Source organism: Desulfitobacterium sp., assembly GCF_982384815.1.
Genome location: NZ_CEVWNY010000007.1, coordinates 1 through 16,451 on the forward strand (window position 1 = coordinate 1; position 16,451 = coordinate 16,451).

General features: G+C 46.1%; 14 protein-coding genes and 1 pseudogene. 2 read left to right on the forward strand and 13 right to left on the reverse strand.

All coding sequences use genetic code 11. The features are described 5' to 3' along the window. The 4 genes and pseudogenes from AC1U9U_RS02350 to AC1U9U_RS02365 all read right to left on the reverse strand — a co-directional run. Positions 1-333, reverse strand: a pseudogene (locus tag AC1U9U_RS02350) (hypothetical protein); the annotation flags it as partial. Continuing rightward, positions 318-1,223, reverse strand: coding sequence for an RNase adapter RapZ (gene rapZ / locus AC1U9U_RS02355; protein WP_479958948.1), 906 nt, complete (start codon positions 1,221-1,223; stop codon positions 318-320). The pseudogene AC1U9U_RS02350 and the gene rapZ, both read right to left, overlap by 16 nt. Before the next feature lie 40 nt (positions 1,224-1,263). After that, entirely contained in the window at positions 1,264-2,442 is a 1,179-nt protein-coding gene (locus AC1U9U_RS02360; RefSeq protein WP_479958949.1) for an ABC transporter substrate-binding protein, read from the reverse strand. Between the two features lie 194 nt (positions 2,443-2,636). Further along, complete coding sequence (locus tag AC1U9U_RS02365) at positions 2,637-4,388, reverse strand: B12-binding domain-containing radical SAM protein (RefSeq protein ID WP_479958950.1); 1,752 nt, start codon at positions 4,386-4,388, stop codon at positions 2,637-2,639. A gap of 193 nt (positions 4,389-4,581) precedes the next feature. On the opposite strand from AC1U9U_RS02365, the gene AC1U9U_RS02370 reads away from it, so the two are divergent. Further along, entirely contained in the window at positions 4,582-5,886 is a 1,305-nt protein-coding gene (locus tag AC1U9U_RS02370; RefSeq protein WP_479958951.1) for a glycosyl hydrolase family 18 protein, read from the forward strand. Between the two features lie 119 nt (positions 5,887-6,005). On the opposite strand, the gene AC1U9U_RS02375 is transcribed toward AC1U9U_RS02370, so the two are convergent. Both AC1U9U_RS02375 and AC1U9U_RS02380 read right to left on the reverse strand, forming a co-directional pair. Further along, entirely contained in the window at positions 6,006-6,974 is a 969-nt protein-coding gene (locus AC1U9U_RS02375) for a polysaccharide deacetylase family protein (protein WP_479958952.1), read from the reverse strand. 210 nt (positions 6,975-7,184) lie between these two features. Then, the gene (locus AC1U9U_RS02380) at positions 7,185-7,997 is read right to left on the reverse strand and encodes a Cof-type HAD-IIB family hydrolase (protein ID WP_479958953.1); all 813 of its coding nucleotides are present in this window, start codon (positions 7,995-7,997) and stop codon (positions 7,185-7,187) included. Between the two features lie 176 nt (positions 7,998-8,173). Between AC1U9U_RS02380 and AC1U9U_RS02385 the strand changes: the two genes are divergently transcribed. Next, positions 8,174-9,022: a methyl-accepting chemotaxis protein gene (locus AC1U9U_RS02385; protein WP_479958954.1), complete on the forward strand. Its 849-nt coding sequence runs from the start codon at positions 8,174-8,176 to the stop codon at positions 9,020-9,022. A 92-nt stretch (positions 9,023-9,114) separates the two neighbouring features. Here AC1U9U_RS02385 and hydA read toward each other — a convergent pair whose 3' ends face one another. The 7 genes from hydA to AC1U9U_RS02420 form a co-directional block, all read right to left on the reverse strand. Next, on the reverse strand, positions 9,115-10,491 hold the full coding sequence (hydA, locus tag AC1U9U_RS02390) for a dihydropyrimidinase (RefSeq protein ID WP_479958955.1): 1,377 nt from the start codon (positions 10,489-10,491) through the stop codon (positions 9,115-9,117). A 26-nt stretch (positions 10,492-10,517) separates the two neighbouring features. Then, positions 10,518-11,195, reverse strand: coding sequence for a GntR family transcriptional regulator (locus AC1U9U_RS02395; protein ID WP_479958956.1), 678 nt, complete (start codon positions 11,193-11,195; stop codon positions 10,518-10,520). 125 nt (positions 11,196-11,320) lie between these two features. Beyond that, entirely contained in the window at positions 11,321-12,121 is an 801-nt protein-coding gene (locus AC1U9U_RS02400; protein ID WP_479958957.1) for a fumarylacetoacetate hydrolase family protein, read from the reverse strand. Positions 12,122-12,168: 47 nt separating this feature from the next. After that, positions 12,169-12,915: an aspartate/glutamate racemase family protein gene (locus AC1U9U_RS02405; RefSeq protein ID WP_479958958.1), complete on the reverse strand. Its 747-nt coding sequence runs from the start codon at positions 12,913-12,915 to the stop codon at positions 12,169-12,171. Between the two features lie 179 nt (positions 12,916-13,094). Then, positions 13,095-14,393 carry a TRAP transporter large permease gene (locus tag AC1U9U_RS02410; RefSeq protein WP_479958959.1) on the reverse strand — a complete coding sequence of 433 codons (1,299 nt, stop codon included), beginning with the start codon at positions 14,391-14,393 and terminating at the stop codon, positions 13,095-13,097. Positions 14,394-14,396: 3 nt separating this feature from the next. Further along, on the reverse strand, positions 14,397-14,945 hold the full coding sequence (locus AC1U9U_RS02415; protein ID WP_479958960.1) for a TRAP transporter small permease: 549 nt from the start codon (positions 14,943-14,945) through the stop codon (positions 14,397-14,399). Positions 14,946-15,052: 107 nt separating this feature from the next. Continuing rightward, positions 15,053-16,135 carry a TRAP transporter substrate-binding protein gene (locus tag AC1U9U_RS02420; protein ID WP_479958961.1) on the reverse strand — a complete coding sequence of 361 codons (1,083 nt, stop codon included), beginning with the start codon at positions 16,133-16,135 and terminating at the stop codon, positions 15,053-15,055. Between the last annotated feature and the right edge of the window lie 316 nt (positions 16,136-16,451).

Below are 16,451 nucleotides of genomic sequence, written 5' to 3' on the forward strand. Positions count from 1 at the left end.
ATCGACAATCCGTTGTTCTTCATCAGGCAATAATACGGAAATAATGGAATGAAGCATGCGCTTAAACCCAATAAACATTGCTGTGGCACCAAGAACACTGATAAAAAGCCCCATAGGTACAGCGGTGCGAGGAGCTCTTCCGGTCATTCGGTATATCCCCTCCCGAAATTGCAGCTCAAGGTAACCAAGGGCAACCCCGTTATTCATAACAGAGAAGCCGGCCGCAAATAAAAATACCCCAATGACGGCCAGCAAAAACCAGCGCTTGACGCCAAGGTTAGGATAAAGCCATTTTATGGAGGTGGAAAGGGACTTGCTCAGTTTGTAGAACATTTTGATCTATCACCCTTCCGGTTGCGGGCAGCATCCCGATGTTTTACGCTCATATTGTAATTATGCCTCTGCAAAAAGGTCCCAATCCGTTCAGCTATAGCCACCGAACGATGTTGGCCGCCGGTGCAGCCGACACCGATTACCAGGTGCCGTTTCCCTTCTTTAACATAGTACGGGAGAATGAACTCTAACAGGCCTAAGTATTTATCCAAAAACTCTTGAGCAACAGGATTGCTAAAAATATAATCCTGAACTTGCGGATGCTCACCGGTTAGTGGCCGCAGCTCATTGACATAAAAGGGATTGGGCAAAAAGCGTACATCGATAAGCAAATCCACATCCAGAGGGATTGCATATTTAAACCCAAAGGAAATTACAGAAACCGCTAAGGGTCCACTGGTTTGTTCATTTCCAAACAGCTCTGCTACCTGATGGCGTAACTGCTGTGAAGTTAGATTAGAGGTATCAATAATCTTATGGGCTACACCCCGAAGTTCCGTAAGCTTTTGTCGCTCCATCTGAATTCCTTCCAGAATACCCCCACTGGAAGATAGCGGATGGCGCCGCCGGGATTCTTTATAACGCCCCACCAGTACCTCATCGGAAGCCTCTAAGAAAAGAATCTCATATTGAAATCCTTTTGAATGCAAATCTCCCAAAGCCTCCGCTAAAGAAGAGAAGAATTCTCCACCCCGTAAGTCACAGACAATAGCTGCCCGGGTAACCTTGCCCTGAGATTGAGTACATAATTCCGCAAATTTTAAAATGAGAGACGGCGGCAGATTATCCACACAAAAATAACCAAGATCCTCAAGACTTTGCAGGGCCTGTGATTTCCCCGCCCCCGAAAGTCCGGTGATAACCAGCAAACGTACCTGACCGGATTGCATACCTCACTCCCCCTTCGTTCCCCTGTTCATGTGCGAGAAGCTACTTTTTAAGCACCTTTTCCGCCTCAGCTTGTGCTGCAGCCAAGGCATCTTCCGGTGCAGCTCCATTCCAAGCCTTTTGCCAAGCCCGATCTTGCACCGGCATCAGCAGCCCTTCCATAGCGTTTCCGGGCAAGGGCCAAACCTTGGCTAAACTTATCCCCACTTGCCGAAGAATTCCCGATTGAGCTTCCTCCCGACTATAAAAGGAACTGCTGGCCGGAAAACGCTTACCGGCTTTGGCTATAGCAGATTGAGAATCCGGTGATAGGAGTTCCTCCTCGATTAAACTAATCATGGGGCTTAATTGTTCAGTAGATTTAATAGATGAATTGGCGATGCCGATTGTTCTTCCCGCTAAAATATCCCCTTTACCGGCAGTTAGTTGGGTTAGGGGAACACTTCCCCAAGTTAGATCTTTAGGTAATCCCTGAGCCTGGCTTGCCCAAGCAATAGTGTAAGCGGCTTGAGCATTCAGAAAAAGGTTCCACGCATCGGGATCAACTACTAAAAGTCGTCCTTCCTTCCAAGCTAAAAGCTGTTGGAGAAAAACCAAGTTAGCCGGGTCTTGGAAAATAGGCCTACCATTACCGGCAAGTTTTCCGCCCTGAGCCGACCACCAAGGGACTAGGTTTCTGGAATCCAGTGCCGGCAGTGCCAACACTCCTTTAGCAGCAGGAAAGTCCGCCAGACCGGCGGGCAGTGGGGCAAGGTCTGTCCGGTAATAAAATAAGGGAAGGTCGGTGGCCAGGGGATGAGCGTAAGCCTTATCCCCGTAATTAAACTGAGCCGCTAAGCCTAAAAAAGGGTCAGATTTCCCTAAAACCGGGGCCAATGCACCGAGGTGGAAAAGATCGGTTAAGGTCTTGGCGGAAGTGAGAAAGATTTCCGGCCCTTCCCCGCCTGCTTGCGCAAGATATGCGAGATTGGCCATCTTCCCTTCTTCTATATATTTTAGACGAATCAGCACTTCGGGGTGACCATCCATAATTCTTTGGGCCTGCTTACCTAATTCCACCCCTTCAGCCCCCGCTAAAGAGTGCCACACCTCAATTACAGCCGGGGCAGCACCGCCGGGCAGGCCTTGCTGAATATTTTGCCTACAACCCGTCAGAAGAATTGCTACAAGGCCGATCAATACAATAATATGGCGAATTGGCTTTATCGAACCCTTAACCATTAAAAATACTCCTTCTACATCGCTACTAAATAGTAACTTCCATTCTCGCAACTTTCTACTTTGAAAACTCCCCGGCAAGATGCCTTGCCCGTTCACCCCGCTCCTCTGCTATAAAGGTTCACTCTACAAGGCATCCTGCCTATCGTCATGGTCCGATAGTGCGTCAGCGGCATGGCAGGCTACTCTGAAAAACTTCAGGGCTTGCTGTCTAAATCCTTTACTTGGTAGACGTGGGATTTGCCGTTTTTATAGAAGAACAAAATCCATTGTGGTTCGGGATCCTGAAAATATTCTACAGCAGTAGCTCTGGACCATTGTCTACGATCCAGCTGAGAGAATTCAGGGATGTGACGGGCCCATCTTGAATCCTGTTGTATAGATAGCTTTATCTCTGCATAACCTTGGGGAAAATCTCCTTGCGGAGGAAGCAGATATTCCGGGACAGAATTGGGCCGTTCCCAGAGGTAATAATCATATCTCAAGCGCTCCCGCAAAGGTTTCAAGGTTTGCCCTTGGTCAAGATTAGGCTGAGAAAGCTGGGAAGCCATGAACTCCCCTAACTTTTCAAACAGAGCTTTCCCCGACCAATTTTGTTTAAACCAGCCCTGCTTATGCCAATACTCCGCAAACTCATGATAAAAATCAAAAGGAGTAGGGTATTGCCGCACACACCAAGCCACAGTTGTTCTAAATCGACCGGAATTATAATAACGTTCCAGCACCTCTTCCAGACGATGGAGCTTAAGGATCTGCTCATGACTTAAATCTGCTGTCTGCAAAATGGTATAGGGAGGATCCGGACAAAACACTAACCCGTACTCCTCACTCCTTTGGCGTAAACCCGAACCCTTGAGCACCTTAAGAAAACCGAGCTGAAGCATATCCGGTTGAACTTCGTAAACATCATTAAAGGACTTACGGAAGCTTTCCCACCCTTCTTTAGGCAGACCGGCAATTAGATCTAAATGCAAATGGGCCTTATTCATAGCCCGGATCTCTTGAACGTACCTAGCCCAGCGTTCAAAGTGCTGGGGCCGGCAGATTGCGGCGAGGGTCTCCGGATTAGTGGACTGGACCCCAATTTCAAACTGAACCAGGTCTTGAGGATAAGCCCGCAAATACTGAAGCCATTCCTCATCAAGGAGTTCACCGGCCATTTCACAATGGATCCTGATTCCGGCCTCACAGGGATATAGGGCTGCCTCTTCCCTGGCAACATCCAGGATCTTAAAGGAATGCTCCTTATCGGCATTAAAGGTTCGATCCACAAGTTTGATGGTACGGGCTCCACAACGCAAAGCCTGACGCAAGATTTCCCGGAAGCGTTCAATCGGTAGGTATCTTACCCCTTGAAAGGTGGAAGAAAGACAATACCGGCAATTAAAAGGACAGCCTCTGATGGTTTCCACATAGGCAAGACGTCCAGTAAAGTTTTCCTCAGCGCTATAAGGGTTAGGAAGGTCGGCCATGGAAACCTGCGGCCGGGAAGGATTGACGATAATCTCCTGGTTTTGAGGGTTTCGCCAAGCCAACCCGGCAACCTCTGAAAGATCAGTCCCCGTCTGCCAAGTGCGAAGAAGCTCAAGGAAAGTAATCTCCCCTTCCCCCAGGACAACTCCATCAATCTCCGGGTTTTCTTTTAAAAAGGAATTCCCTTCAAAGGAAACCTCAGGACCGCCCACAATAATCTTAGTGTGCAAGGAAATGGGACGCAGCCGCCGGATCACAGCCAAAGTCTCATTAAGGTTCCAAATATAACAGGAAAAGCCAATGACATCTGCCTTGGCTTCATATATCTCTGCCTCAATCCGGTCAACGGGCTCATTTATGGAGAATTCGCGAATTTCTACTTCAGGGAATTCATCCTTGACACTTTCTCTTAAGTACCGTATTGCTAAATTGGTGTGCACATATTTCGCATTGAGAGCTACCAGTAATATTCGCAAAAGGATCGACTCCTCTCCTTTCTAGTATAGCTTTAACTCACTTCTATTGCAATTAGTATGCCAAAGTTTCTCTAAACACACAGCTTTAACAAATTTTAACTAATTTTATTTTGCCTTAAGCATTGCTTTTTCACCCCTGATCACCCACCTGAATACATTAGTTATGGTAAAAAGATGGGATTGAGGTGATAGTATGAGAATTTTACGCAGAGGTTCCAGGGGAAGCGATGTAGCAGAAGTACAATCCCGGTTAAGCGATCTGGGTTATGTACCAGGCCCAATTGATGGCGTTTTCGGTGTGAAGACAGAGGCCGCCGTGATCCGTTTCCAAAGAGACCGGGGATTGGTCCCCGATGGAATTGTCGGGCCCCTTACTTACAATGCTTTATTTCAACCCGGACCACAGCCCGGCTATATTCTCTATACCATTAAAGCAGGAGATACCTTTTACAAGCTTTCCCTGACCTATAGGGTTTCACTAGCGGAAACCCTGGCCGCCAATCCAGGTGCAGATCCCTACCAGTTGCAAATCGGTCAGATAGTAAAGATTCCCAGGACTACAGGGAAAAGGCATACTTTATCGGCCTGGATCCCTTATTGGGTCCAACAAGAGGCCATGGCTGTGGTGCGTCAACATGCCGATCTATTTACCACCCTTTCACCATTTTGGTATGAACCGACACCCACCGGTGATTTAATAACTTATCCTAATGGAGAGGATTCCGCCCTGATTGAATTTGCTCGTTCCCGTGGCATCGAACTTCTCCCCTTGATCGCGAACAACTTTAATCAACAATTGGTCTCCACCATCTTGAACAATCCCTCTATCCGCCAGCGTCACATAACAAATATCGTCAATAAAGTGCGCACTATGAATTATGCCGGTATTGAAATTGATTATGAAAACATCGCCATTGCCGACAGTCAACTCTTCGTTACCTTCCTTGGAGAACTAAAAGCAGCACTAGTTCCTTATAATAAAAAGCTCTACGTTGCTATTCAAGCGAAAACCACGGCCAATCCACTGGGAGAGAGCAGTGCCGGTCACGATTATCCCGGCATCGGCAGTGCGGTGGATGTGGTTCGCCTCATGCTTTATGATTACAGTTGGGAAACTCCGGGGCCGATTGCCCCGGCTAACTGGGTCCGGGAAGTTCTGGACTATGCCATTAGTACCATGCCCCGCTCTAAGCTTGAAGCCGGTCTGCCTACCTATGGTTATGACTGGGGAACCGGCCGAAGCAGTGTTTCCTACGACGCTGCCATCCGCCTTGCCCAGCAACACCAAGCTCAGATTATTGAAGACGCGCAAAACGGACCCCATTTCCACTATACCGATAATAGCGGGGTACTCCATGATGTTTGGTTTACCAATGCCGTAAACTTTAAAACTTACATTGATATAGTCAATGAATATAGCATTCGCGGGATATCGATATGGCACCCCGGCGGGGAGGACCCCCAGATTTATACTGTGATTAGGGATACCCTAGAATAGAAAAACGGAACAACACGGGGGTTGTTCCCTACACATTAAAACGTAGGGAACAGCCCCTGCGCCGTTCCGCTGTTGGTGCAATTATAAACTGCCTTGACCAAGAAGCCACGCGGCTTCTCTTAGCTATAAAACCCACCCGGGAACAGAATTGGTGCTACCTCGGGGGATAATACTCCAAATTCATACCCCTGCTCCTTAAGGAAGTGGATAATTTCGGGCAAAGCTTGGACAGAAGTTTTTTTGCCCGGTGCATCGTGCATCAAAAGAATAATGCGATCCCGACCGGGGACCTGTTCCTTAACATTCCTAATAAGCTTCTCTGTTGAAACTAAAGGTGCAGATGCATCTCCGGTGCTGACGTTCCAGTCATATACCAAGTAATCTTCCTTATCCACTGCATTGTAATAATTGATATGGAAGTTGCCATGGGTACCTCCCGGTGTCCGAATAACCTTGGGCCGGATACCGATTAATTTATAAATCAATTCCTCATTCTTTTTCAGGTTAGCGACAAAGGCTTCAGGTCCCTTATAGATTTCACTGTAGTTATGAGAATAGGTATGATTGCCAATGGCATTACCTTGATCATAAGCCTTTTTTAACAGGTCAGGATACTTCTCGACCTGGGTTCCGATCACGAAAAAGGTAGCATTTACTCCCTCATTCTTAAGAATCTCTAAAATCGGAGCTGTATTCTCCGAAGGCCCATCATCAATAGTCAGGTAGACAATTTTTGACGGCTCCTCCTTAAAAACCCGGCTTTTCATAGCCAGCCCAGGAGCTGTGGGAGGAGTACCGGATAATTCATAAAAGGTGCGCACAGGCGTCCCGATCGGCGCCGGTTCCGGTGATTCGCTTACTGGGTTCCCCTGGGGTTCGGAGGAAGGTATTTCAGTATATACGGGGCCGTCATTCCCCTTTTCGGTGCCTAAGCCTTCTTCCCCGACCAGTCCATCTTGTTCATCCTTTTCATCTTTACCGTCTTCGCTCTCGGCGGATTCATTTTCTGTAGGGGGTTCGACCCCTTCAGCTTGATCACCCTGATTGAAATGAGCTGCATTCACTCTTTTGAAGGATTCTAAAGACATTGTGCTACATCCTGTAAGGATAAGAGTTCCTATTAAAAGTAACACAACCCCGAATTTTCCCCAACTACCATTTTCTTTTGTCATAATATACGCCTCTTTTCTTCTGCCTCATCTCTTTAGTCGATATAGTCCAGTGAGTGCATGAATCCTTCACATTAATAGACGTATATTGATGTTTATTTGTTCTTTCTTTCGGCAGTTTATAAAAATTTAACATTTCTTTTGTAAAACATACTCCTCAATAGCCCTGGCTACTCCATCTTCCTCATTGGAGGCAGTCACTACATCAGCAGCTTCCTTTACCTCTTGACGGGCATTCCCCATGGCAACGCCAAGACCCGCACATCGGATCATCTCAAGATCATTGAGACTATCCCCGATAGCCATTACTTGCTCTTGTTTGATACCTAATCCTTGAGCAAAGCTCAACAAAGTATTGCCTTTATTCACTTCCGGATGATTCATCTCCAGAAAATAGGGCTTGGAGGAAGTCAAATGCAGCTTATTGGGGAACCTGTCTCGAATTTTTTCTCGCCAAATCTCCAGTTCCTCAGGAGGACCGAGGATGATAATCTTCTCGACCCCATCTTTTTCTTCTGCTAATAATTCTTTAAGATCAGCTTCTTCTACGGTCACCCTGGTTTTTTGAGCATAGGCTTCAGACAATTTGTTCATTTTTTGAACATAAACATGATCTTCCCGATAAAGATGAAGATGAGCCCCATGACTCAGTAAGAATTCTACTATTTCCCGGGCCAGCGCCACAGGAATGACCTTACGATAAAGAATCTTGCGGCTTATAGATTCCTGAATCATAGCTCCGTTATAAGTAATAATCGGCACATCCAGCCCTAGCTGTTCGGCATAGAGTCTAGCCGAAGACGGCATTCTACCCGTGGCAAAGGTTACATAAACTCCTTGCTCCCTGGCTTGACGGATAGCCTCAATGACTCGCCGGGAAATAGTTAAATCGTCCCGTAATAACGTATCGTCAAGATCCGTTGCTATAAGCTTGATACTCAATTTACTTCAACTCCTCTATAGGGTAATTCGACAGGCTTAACAAGGAATCCTTTCCTAAGCTATTCTGAAAAACATTATAGTCCGGTCTATAAAAGAAGGTATAAGACAGTCGACTGTCGAATATAACTGTAAATTTTGTTTATTCTGTACTGGGAAAAGGAGGAGAACAATGAACGATGAACGATGAAAATCAAGTAATTCTGAATCATTTCGCGGAGGTTCTGCCATATTTCAACAATTTAATGATAAGCGACTGTAGTGTCGGATTGTCAGACCTAGAAAAACAAATTTTATATATACCGGGAAAGACTTTGGACTTAAAAATACCAAAAGACGCGCCACTCAGGCCCGGAGGTGGGATGTATCGGGCGATTCATGAGGGGCGCCGTGTCGTCTCGAAAGTGGATAAATCGTTATGGGGTGTTACTTTTATTGCTATCGCAACCCCAATTTATAACAGTCAAAAGCAAATAATCGGGGCGGTTGTAGTTAACCAAAATATCGACCAACAAGAGAATCTCAAACATATGGCTAACACCCTCGCAGATAGCATGTCTAGTTTGTCGGCGACAGTTCAGGAGATATCAGCCCAAACTGAAGAGATAGCCGCTGTCTGCACCTCATTATCCCGATTGGTTCAGGAATCTCAAGTCCGTGTCGGTGAAACGGATGAAGTGCTGTCACTGATTAAACGTATCGCGAACCAAACAAATTTACTCGGACTTAATGCTGCAATTGAGGCGGCACGTGTGGGAGAGCAAGGAAGAGGTTTCGGAGTTGTTGCAGAGGAAATTCGGAAGTTAGCAAGTGAGAGTGCCGACTCGATTAAGAAGATTGAAGTAATATTGAATGCGATACAAACTAGAAGTTCGCAGACATCCGTAGAGATGGGGCAAATTGATTCTGCAATCTCGCAAGTTGCTAAGGCGATTGAAGACATTGCTACGGCTGCAACGCAAGCTAATGCGGTTGCATTAGATTTGGATGCGCTGGCTGAGGGATTGAGTAAGAATGAGGAAGAATAGGAAGTGTGAATGGGTAATTCTATGCAAAAGGGGCCAACCTATTGGTTAGCCCCCTTTTCTTGTTAATATCCCACTATATCAAGCTTTTTACCCTATTTTTCGGGTGCCGGTGTGTTACGTTTTAGATACATTCCCTGGTCAAGATTGCCGATATACTTTCCTTCCTTGACAATACATTCTCCACGTAGCAGAACAGTATCAACTTTTCCCTGTAGCTTAGTTTGTTCATAGGGTGTATAGTCTGATTTTTGGGATTGACTTTCCGCAGAAATAACATGTTCGGCTTTCGGATCAAAAATTACGAGATCGGCATCACTTCCCGGTGCGATAGTTCCCTTTTGGGGGTATAAACCAAAGATCTTGGCCGGATTCGTGGAAACTAACTCCACAAAACGGGAAGGATCCATTCCCTTTTCCAACCCAAAGCTATAGATTAAACCAAAGCGATGCTCAATGCCTGGAGCTCCATTAGGAATCTGGCGAAAATCATCTTGGCCCAGCTGCTTATGGGTGGAATAATAAAACCCATTATGATCGGATGAGATGATATCCACAGCTCCATTGAGCATGCCCTGCCAAAGACCGGCGAAATTTTCCGCGCTTCTTAAGGGAGGCGAAAGGACAAACTTGGCGCTTTCGTGACCCTCTAACTCATAGTTTTCTTCTGATAACAGCAAATAGTGGGGGCAGCTTTCCGCATAAACTTTTACCCCTCTTAACTTGGCTTCCTGAACGAGTTGGAGACCTCCAGCTGTACTGATATGGGCAATTAAAGTAGGACATCCGGTTAATTCCGCGATGGTAATGGCTCTGTTGATAGCCTCCGTCTCAGTTAATTCGGGACGGCTTTTGCCATGATAAGCAGGAGAAGTCTTCCCTTGGGACATAAACTCTTTTTGTAAGGTTGCAATGATCTCTTTATTCTCGGCGTGAATTGCGGCTGTACAACCCCTTTTCTTAAGCTCTTTCATCATTTTGAAAAGCTGCCGGTCAGACATAGCAATGGCATTCGCCATGAATAGCTTAAATGAGGTGATACCTTGATCGACTAGAGCATCTAACTCTTCGCCGCCTGTCTCATCGGGTTGCGTGATAATTAGATGGAATCCATAATCGATGGCTGATTGCTTAGCATGATCCTTCCACCGGCTTACGGTCTCTAGCAAGCTATCACCTTTTTCTTGCATAACATAATCCAAGATTGTAGTGGTTCCACCTACGGCAGCCGCGATAGAGTCTGTGTCATAGCCTGCGGAGACACTGCCGTCGCTGCATAACACATCCATATGAATATGAGCATCAATCCCGCCGGGGAAAATATACTTTCCGTTGGCCTCAATGATTTGCTCAGCTTCCACCCTGAGTTCTTTGCCCACGGCAACAATCTTTCCATCCTCAATCAAAATATCCCCAGGAAACTGATCAGAGGCCGTAACAATAATTCCGTTTCTGAGCAGCGTACCTTGCATAATGCTCACTCCTCGCTAACTAGTAATCAAGAATCATCAGTTACTTTATTGATAGCGCGATATTGTTGAGAGTAATATTTCCAGTCATTTTCAATGTGTCTACGGGTTACAGATTCAACACGATAAGGATCTTTCATAGCAAAAGCCTCCACAATGGCCTCATGCTCATTTAAGTAATCCCCCGGTCTCAAATATACTTTAAGCTCCGTATTTCTCGAAAGAATACTCAAAGAGCTAATTTTATCTACAATCTCAATGAGTCTGTTATTTCCACTTATTCGAACAATTTGTTCATGAAACAACGTATTTAACTCTACTACTCGTTCCGAGTCATTGCGCCGGTATGCCGCTTCTGCCTCGTAGACAAGCTGCCTTAGTTCTTCAATTTCTTCATCCTTAATCTTAAGTGCAGCCAGGTATCCGGCGTAAGGCTCAGTAGCGATCCTGCATTGGTAGATCTCCTCGATATCCTCTACATCCATGGGATTGACTACAGTTCCCGAGCCATTATCCATGGTTACTACCAGTCCGTCTTGTTCTAACATGCGTAAAGCTTCCCGGACCGGACTCCGACTGACCTCAAGTTCCTTGGCCAGTTTTTGCTCCAGCAGTCTTTCACCTGGACGGTATTTTCCGGTAAGGATGGATTTCCTTAAAATTTGATAAACCTGTAGATGAAAAGGCATATTCTTAATAACAGCCAAAAGCTCTCACCTCTATTCTGTACATACTTTTTTGCGATGGCACTTTGTCGATAACCTGCCTAGGTTATTAGGCTTTTTAAAGACTCCGGCCTATTCGGAGGTGGGGCGAGTTTCGGCTTTTTCTTTTATACCTTATTTCGCGGCGGCATGCTCCAGCTTTCGTTGCACTCTACACAATGATTTGTAAGCTTACCAATCTCGGAGATCTCGATCTCGACTCTGTCACCCACGTTTAATGTTTTACCATAACCCCCGGGTGTTCCCGTCAGAATAATATCTCCTGGAAGTAAGGTAGTGATATGAGATATAAAGCTAACCAGATATTCGATACCGAAGATTAGATCACGGGTATTTCCTTTTTGTTTTTGCTCACCATTTAGATAAGAAGTAACGGTTAAATCATGAGGATCGATGCCGCTGACTATCCAAGGTCCTAAAGGCAAAAAGGTATCAAAGGACTTGGAACGGCCCCAAAGTCCGTCCGATTTCTGAAGATCTTTTGCCGTTACATCATTGGCTATAGTATATCCCCAGATATACCGATGAGCTTCTTTTGCCGGGACAAGATGAGCTGCTTTCCCGATTACTATGGCCAATTCTGCTTCAAAGTTCAGATGATCTGTCATCGGCCATTTTACAATATTCTCTCCGTTGGCAATGAGGCTTGTGGATGGCTTTAGAAAAAGCAACGGCTCCACCGGCCATTTAGCTCCCGGTTCAAGGATTGTGTCCTTATAATTAAGACCGACACAGACAGCTTTCGTAGGGTTGCAAGGGGCCAATAGCTTAAGCGAGGATAGTTCATGCTCTATTCCGGACTTTTTGAAATTGGGGAATTCCTCACCTATAAGTTCTACAACCGTTTCTCCTTCGACTAATCCAAAGCATATATTATTACCATTTTTAAAACGAACGTACCGCTCCATCAGCGTACCCCCAAATGCAAAATAGGAAACTTAAAAAATAGCTTAAATCAGCGTGTGCGATCTAACACGGCGGTAAGAGCTTCCGGCAATCCTTTGTTCGGCTTCAGAGGAGGTTGGGCGAAACTTCCTTTAACCGCATAGCCGGGATTTAGGGCAATAAGCGATTCGCAATGACGCACAGCACTGGATACACCGTCTACAACAGGAACCGGCAACTGACCTTCAAGACTACGAGCAAGACCGGCTAGAGGAGCTCCCGCCAGTATGATAACGTCGGCACCATCCTTCTCAACTGCCTCAATTGCTAACTCTTTTAAGTGCTCAGCGTGATCTTCCTGTACAGTACCGATATTTCGCAGTGTATCATTCAAAGACCGAATGCTTGCCAGACGCGTTGTCAGATGACTACGTTCGACAGTTTCCAGGTACCATGCCTTAATCCGCGAAGAAATAGCAATAATGGAAAACCGTTGGCCTAAAAGACAGGCCGAAGCTAGAGCAGCTTCCGTCATTCCCACTACCGGAACGTTCAACATTTCTTTGATTCCCAATAGTCCGGGGTCACCAAAAGCGTCAATAATCACACCGTCATATTCACCCTGACGTTCAGCTGCAACGCACGCCGCAGCATACCCACCAATAAGAGCCTCTATACGGGTTTCAATATACTCCACACCAAAAGGTGCAGTTGCGAACATCAATTCAGTTCCCGGAGAAGCTACTCGTCTCGACTCTTGCGCAATCAGGTTGGTTACGCTCTCTGAAATGTTCGGGTTTATGACTAAAATTCGCATTATATTCACTCTCCTTCCCACTTTTAGAAAACTATACTACGTAGTTCCAATTAAAGCCTAATTTTAACGGACCCTGCCCTAGTAAAGTTTCTTCTGCCGGGTCCAACTAACTCCAGTGATTTTTAGAATTTCGCTTTAATTGTTTTTTAACACATCTGCTATTCTTTAGAATTATAAACTCAACGAATCAGGAAAAGCGAGAGCGGCGGGAAATAGGTCACGATCAAGATAACGATAAGAGACACAATGAGAAATGGCCATATTTCACTGACAATTTCTACAAAGGACGCGCCTATTACCTTGGAAGCCATAAAGATTCCCTGTGCGAAAGGCGGGGTGAGGTTGCCTACACTCAGGTTTACAAGGGTAATTGCGCCAAAATGAATAGGATCGATGCCTAGTGCCTTCGCAGGAGGCAGCAAGAGCGGAACTAGAATCAAAATTGCGCAGTTAACCTCCAGGAAGGTTCCCACGAACAGATAAATAATATTGACTAACAACAAATAGATTAATGGGTTGTCAATGTTGCTGGTAACAAACTGAGTCATGGCGGAGGAAACGCCTGCGAGGGTAATGATGCGGCCTGCGGCGTTTGCAAATGCCGCCATGATGACGACTGTACCGGTGGAGAGTGCGGAAGCAATTGCCGACTGCGTCAAGACCGTGGCGTTTGTATTTGATCTGCGCAGAATAAGCCTAAGGACAATGTAGGAAAGTCCATACACAACGGAGACTGCACCCGCCTCAGTGGGGGTAAAAACACCGGAATAAATGCCGCCAAAGATGATGATAGGCATGATAATGGCGGGGAGAGTACTCCAAGTGCTCACCAGCGCCTCACGAATATATTTTGAGGTCGTCAGCCTGGGTACTTCTTCCTTTTTTTCAAAACGGCCAACCTTGAGATAGTTAACAATACTATATAAAACGATAAACAGCAGACCCGCGCCAATGGTCGAAAGCCAAACCTCGGAAATACTTTCGCCCGAAGCGCTGCCGTAGATGATGCCGGGAATACTTGGCGGAATCATGATACCCAAAAATCCGCAGGCAGACAGCAATGCGCCTATATAGGCCTTAGAATAACCGTTTTTCTCCAGTGACGGTCCCATGATACGCCCGATAGCTGAGATGGTAGCCATGGCGGAGCCGGTGATAACACCGAAGGCCGCACTGGCGATAATGGTGACAAGACCTAAGGCCCCACGGAATCTTCCGATGAAGAATCGTATCCAATTAATGAGTGAGTCCGATATTTGCCCATGCTCCATAACCGCACCGGCAAAGATGAACATGGGAATGGCCAAAAAGGGCAGGCTGTCCAGCTGATTGTAAATCGCCTGACTCATCTGGGTTGTAGGGATACCTTTATACGCAAAGGCTGCCGCAGCACCAATACCCATCGCAAAAGCGGCCGGGACGCGCAAAAACAGGCAAAGCCCAAAAAACAGACCAAGAAAAATAAGCAGTGTAGTCATGATTTAGCCCTCCTGTTTCCGGATTTGCTCAGGGATAATGAGATAGCACACGGCGTGGAACAGCATTAGTGCTGAGCAGATATAAACTGAACTCATCGGCACGACCATTCCAACCCCCAAAAACATCGATTGCGTACCTAGCCTAATAACCTTTTCCAGATATTGTCCATAGACAACAAGCAGATAGGCAAGATACCCAATGGTACAGATCACAGCAAACTTTTTAACCGCGTTCAATGCCTTGTTGTATAATTTCTCGTTACCCTTTGTCAGTTTCTCGAGTATGGTGTCGATAAGGTTAATGTCAATGTGCTCCCAATTGTACATGGCTGTCGAAGCACCGAGAAACACCAGCCAAACGAAAGTAAATCTGGCCAGCTCGTCAGCCCACGCGCTCGGAATGAAAAAGACAAAGCGAAAAAGCACGTTGATAAAAAGTACCGCAACAAGAGCGTACATAATAAAGGCAAGAAGATATTTCTCAATAGTGTAGATGAACTTATTAAGCTTCATCAGCATTTTTGCGGCGGTATACAGATTGTTTTTTTCCACAGTATCCTCCTTAGGCCGTGCAGCCTTGCGATTGAACGAGATTGTTATTAGTTGGGGAGCGGGCACAGGATACAGCCTTGACTTGGCCGTATCCTGTGCTAACTGTATTACTTCACACCTACGTTTTTCTGATAAAGTGCATACAGCTCCTTAATGAAGGCCTCATCGTATTTTCCGGATTTAAGGGCTTCCTGCCAGATGACATCAGCGTTTTTGTACATTTCGGCCTTCCATTTGTCATCGGGGACGATGACATTCTTGCCTTCGGCCTTTAACCGCTCAATGAGTTCCTTTTCCTGCTTAAGGAGTTCTGCATTATACCATTCTCTGGCCTTGAGGCCGGCTTCTTTCATAATCTTCTGGTCTTCCGCAGACAAAGTGTCCCAAACCTCTTTAGAGGCGAAGAGATTGACGGTGCCGAAGCCGTAGTTCAGCAAAACGACGCTTTTGAAGGAATCCATCAGCTTAAATTTTTCAAAGAGGACGATGGCATTGTCGGCACCATCTACGGTACCCTGCTGCAGAGCCATCAGAACCTCGGGTGCGGGAATTGCTACAGGCAGAGCACCCATAAGCTCGTACATACGCAGTGCCAAAGGCTGGTTGGGTACGCGAATACGCAAGCCCTTCAGGTCTTCGCTGCTGTTTACAGTCTTGTCCTTAATGCCCAGCGTACGGAAGGAGTTGTCGACGCGGACGACGGAGACAAGCCCACTTTTTGCATACTGCTCATCGGCAAACTTGCCGATAAAGCCATTCATATACACTTCGTCGGCCTGCTCGTGACTGTTAATGAAGAAGGGCAGCTGTGCCCAGTCGGAATTGGGGACGAGGGAGCCTAGCTCGTCAGAACCGCCATTTACAAAATCCAACGTGCCCAGCTGAACGGAGGTGAGGGCCTCGGTGCTGCTACCAATGGAACCGGTGGGGATAAACTCAAACCCGATGCGGCCGCCGGACATCTCAGTGACATTTTTAGCAAATTCCCTCTCCAGCCCTTCAAACAGGTCCACAGCCTGGGTGCTGTTAATACGGTATACTACCTCAGGAGTGCCCGCACCGCCTTTCGCAGGATTTTCCAAACCGCTGCCGGGGGCTTTGCTAGCTCCGCCGCCGCACCCCGTAAGAGTGACAACCGACAGCGCAAATGTCAGCACAATTGCAATCGCTTTTTTGTTCAACTTAAACATGATACTACCCTCTTTCTTGTTATTTGTGATTTGTTCTTCTCTTTTAGATCCTTTTGATTTCTGTTTTGTGTACGGCAGTACAAATTTATATCGTTTCTAGCTTTGAATTGTTTGTCACCCCTTCCTTTATGGTTATTCCTGTCATAATTACGGGTTTTCCTACTGTACTAAAATATGGCGGAAAATTTCTTACACTTTTTTGTCGACGGTGCCCTGTATTCTGATTACAGTATATATTCTGCATATTCAAAAGAAGTCCTCTTTTCTTGCAGAAAATTGTCTAACTTTTTTCTACTTTCCAAATCGGTAATCGGTA